This window comes from Delftia tsuruhatensis NBRC 16741 (assembly GCF_001571325.1).
GTDB classification, from domain to species: Bacteria; Pseudomonadota; Gammaproteobacteria; order Burkholderiales; family Burkholderiaceae_C; genus Comamonas; species Comamonas tsuruhatensis.
On record NZ_BCTO01000118.1, the window covers coordinates 1 to 1,190 of the forward strand.

1 pseudogene is annotated in these 1,190 nt (G+C 66.3%); it reads left to right on the plus strand.

Annotated features, from left to right (window positions below):
- Window positions 1–1,190, plus strand: a pseudogene (locus DTS01S_RS31015) (VapE domain-containing protein); the annotation flags it as partial.

Sequence of the window (1,190 nt, forward strand, 5' to 3'; positions counted from 1 at the left end):
AGGCGGTGCCGTGCTCGGGCATGAGTACAAATGCGCGGACCTGAGCGGAGGCCGGGGCGACAGCTGCAGCGTCAATCTCATTACCGGGCAATGGGCGGACTTCGCCGCATCCGATGAGCAGGGCCGAGATCTCATCAGCCTCTATGCGGCAATCCATGGCCTGAGCAACGCCAAGGCGGCGGTGCAGGTGGCGCGTGAGGAGCGGCTTGAGAGTATCGCGGGGTTGGTCAAGACGGCTGCAGGGGCAGCGGTTGTGCCTGCTGTGAATCCCCGGCCGCAGCCGGCACCTAAGCCCCAGAAGGAGCAAGAGGGATGGAGCACTGTGGTGCCCGTGCCCGCTTATGCGCCGGCGGCAACGTTCCAGCACTACCACCGCCAAGCAGACGACCTGGTGCATGTAGCCGATTACCGGCTCGGCGATGAGCGTCACGGCTATGTCGCGCGGTTCATGGCCAGCGATGGCGGCAAGGACACGCTCCCCTATACGTTCTGTCAGTCCGCACGCGATGGTGCTGGGCAGTGGAAATGGAAGCAGTGGGACGAGCCTCGGCCGCTGTACCTGCCGGGGCATGCGCTGCCAGGCGGGCGCACGGTGGTACTGGTGGAGGGCGAGGTCAAGGCCGAAGTGCTGCAGCAGCTGCTCGATCAGACCGCACCGGGCATCTATTGCGTTGCCAGTTGGCCCGGTGGCAGCAAGGCCTGGCAGAAGGCCCTGTGGGTCTGGCTTGCCGGGTGCACGGTGCTGCTGTGGCCGGACTGTGATGCGCAGCGCGAGCGGTTGATGCGGGCCGAGCAGGAGAGCGTCAAGGATGACAACGCTGCAAAGGAGGCTCTGCAGGCCCGCAAGGCCCTGCTCCCCGAGGAAAAGCAGCCGGGCATGAAAGCCATGCTGGGCATCGGCCAGATCCTGCGGGATGAACACGCATGCACGGTGCAACTGCTCCCTATCCCCAAGCCGGGCGAGAAGGTGAGCGGCTGGGACTGCAAGGATGCGATTGTCGTGGACGGTTGGACAGCAGAGGACGTGCTTGCGTTCTTCGGACGCGCGCAGCCTTTGCCCGCCTCGGCGGCTCAGGCGGATGACGCTCCTGCAGGGGCTGCAGCTGGCGACGACAAGCCGCCCAAACCCCTTGACCCCGTTGGCACGGGCGGCGGTGGGGTGATGCCGCCACTGGACCCGCCAATGGCCC